Source organism: Bacillus cereus group sp. N8, assembly GCF_016483685.1.
GTDB classification, from domain to species: Bacteria; Bacillota; Bacilli; order Bacillales; family Bacillaceae_G; genus Bacillus_A; species Bacillus_A proteolyticus.
Genome location: NZ_JAEHBK010000097.1, coordinates 1 through 2,644, shown reverse-complemented (window position 1 = coordinate 2,644; position 2,644 = coordinate 1). Strand labels below are relative to the sequence as shown.

Below are 2,644 nucleotides of genomic sequence, written 5' to 3'. Positions count from 1 at the left end.
CAAGTTCAGCTAAGTCAGAAAGTAAATCATCTGAAACAAAGGAAAAATCAACTAACTCGAAAGAAGAAAGTAAAGATGTTAAGATGATTATGGTTTTACCTGAGGATTATCCACAACTTATGGTAGACATTGAACAAGATTTATTAAGACGATTAGATTATTATGATGCTTCTGTAAGAGATTGGAAAAAAGGTAGTAAATCAAATGCTGAGGTAAGAGATAGTATTAAAGACTTAGATAAAGTATTTGATAAACTAGAACGTATAGATGCACCTGGTAAATATAAGGAAGACCACAAAGAAATAGTAAAAGCTGTTCAAAAGTTAAGAGAGACTTTCAAGGAAATAGAACAGTTATTTGACTACTCAAAAACGCCTAAAGATACTGATGATGTAATCGTAGATAAAGCAAACAACAAATTAGATGAAGCAAAACGTATTTGGACTCCTATTTTCAATAAGTTAAAAGCAGAAGCAAAAGGTGGTTCAACTACTTCTACAACAAGTGGTTCTTCAAGTTCTTCTGATAAACCAAGCCTATCTAGTGGCAATCAAGTGAAGACATATGATAGCCAAGCTAAAACTGGTATATTCAAAGGACAAATTGATACGCCAGATTCAAGTTCTAGTAAATATAAAAACGTACAGAACAATCTAAAAGACGGTACCGAAATTATCGGTAACTGGGCTATTGATTTAGGACAAGGGGTAAAAACTACTTTAGTACTAAAAGGAGATAAGACGTTTGTTACATATGTAAATGGTTCTTATCCAAGTGAAGATAACATTTTAACAGGAACATATACTGTAGACCTTGCTTCAAAGCAGTTAACACTAGTAATGGATAAAGTAAAGAAAGACGGTCAAGAGACGAAGATACCGAATCCTGTTTATACATCTTATAAAATTGAAAACTACGATGGTAAAACATTACAACTATTCCACATAGACGAACAAGTAACAATTTGTTATGTAAAACAATAAATAATTAGCAAAAAACTCTGTAAAATGATTTTTACAGATGTAAGTTTGAATTAACGTTTGATTAGAGATATTGTATGCACCTTGATTTTACGCGAAACCCAAAGACTCCATTTTGAAAAAAGATTGGTTAAAATGGAGTCCTTTTTTGCTAATTAGTATAAAAATTTTATAAAAAAGTTTGATTGTTTTGTTACCCGTTATTTCACCAACGCCCCCGTTACTTTAAGTACGTTTCGTCACAATCTTAGTCGTTATAATGATTTTAATCATATATTCCCCATTCATACAAAAAATAATAGCTATCAGATTGTCCGAATATACAATCATAAACATACCCCTTTTGTACTTGTATTGTTTCAATATGACTTAATCTAATTAAGAGTTCTTTAATAACTTGTTCTGGTGCATTCACATCAGCTAAATCCCTTTTAAATCTACTTATAAAGTCATCTTTGTTTACTGACTCTATGCTAATACATACTCTTGAATAGTATGTATTAATCCAACCATCTTTTAGTGCCGTTAGCCATTGTTCGTCTGAAGGGTCTGGCTCATCACTAATATCCCATTCTTCTCCATCGAACAATTCCTTTTTAAATAGTGCAGAAAATGCCTCTTGAATATTATCAAATTGACCTTTTCTGGCGAATGTTAAGTCTACTTGCATTGCATATTCATCTCTAAATTCATATACATCAAATGATAATTTTGACAATCTTACATTTGCAATTTGTCTGGCAAATAAATTGAGATCATCAAACAATTCTTGAATTTCTTTATTCATCATAATCCCCCCTTCTTCCTAAAGTTTTGATATTTTAATTATTGATGTGTAACTAATCTGCGTTGTTGGTTCACTAAGAAAAACGAAGTGTAAGTAATTCCGGTCACTTAGAATTCCTAAATTGAAAGAGACAAAATATCACAACTTTTTTATAAACATCGTGACTTTATTTAAAACATCGCGTCTTTTTTATAAACGTCGTAACTTTATTTTAAATCCACAACTTCTTTACAAAATAAAAAAGCAGCGGATTCGCTACTTGCAATTTGTTATTTTATTTATTTCCCTGAAAGTAAATTTCTGTATATTAGTTTACTTTCAGGGATAGGAATAGCACCACATGCCCATCAACCTAATATTTTGGAGTACCTCTAAAAAAATTCACATCAGATACAACAAAAGAGCCTTACCTCTGTAGGTAAGACTCCACTAGTATAGTTATATATTTTTACATAACAATTAAGAAACTGTAAACATATAACACCAAGCATATAACACCAAGAAGCAGAACCCTAACATTCCGCCTACAGCTAATACCTGTTTAACCCAGCTCTTGAGTTTCAGATTACTATCAATCACTTGCATTCTTTCCACATCGTTTCCTCCTATTAAGGAGAACCCTTAAAGACTCTCACCTCGATATGGTACCATTAAAGAATGACTAATTGGGGTCTAATTTTTGTCTAAATGTATAATATTGCCCTATATGCAATATTGCATATAAGAATGTATTGATAAAAATGTAAGCGCTTACTATAATAAAAGCATAAAGATAAATCACATCTTAGCATCAACAACAAAGGAGGAAATAATATGACAATCGCAATGGCAGTTTTATCATTCTTAGGTGGAGTACTTCCATTAGTAACAGAACTTT

3 protein-coding genes are annotated in these 2,644 nt (G+C 31.5%); 1 reads left to right on the top strand and 2 read right to left on the bottom strand.

Features of this window, described 5'->3' with window-relative positions; translation table 11 throughout:
* Nucleotides 1-983: DUF3994 domain-containing protein (locus tag JDS80_RS30500; protein WP_199640794.1), on the top strand; the 983-nt coding region annotated here is incomplete at its 5' end.
* Between the two features lie 262 nt (nt 984-1,245).
* Here the strand turns inward: JDS80_RS30500 and JDS80_RS30495 are convergent.
* Together JDS80_RS30495 and JDS80_RS32045 are read right to left on the bottom strand one after the other, a co-directional pair.
* Nucleotides 1,246-1,770 (bottom strand): hypothetical protein, encoded by a 525-nt coding sequence (locus tag JDS80_RS30495; protein ID WP_002201533.1) that lies wholly within the window; start codon nt 1,768-1,770, stop codon nt 1,246-1,248.
* A 456-nt stretch (nt 1,771-2,226) separates the two neighbouring features.
* The gene (locus JDS80_RS32045; RefSeq protein ID WP_274605858.1) at nt 2,227-2,361 is read right to left on the bottom strand and encodes a hypothetical protein; all 135 of its coding nucleotides are present in this window, start codon (nt 2,359-2,361) and stop codon (nt 2,227-2,229) included.
* Nucleotides 2,362-2,644: the final 283 nt, after the last annotated feature.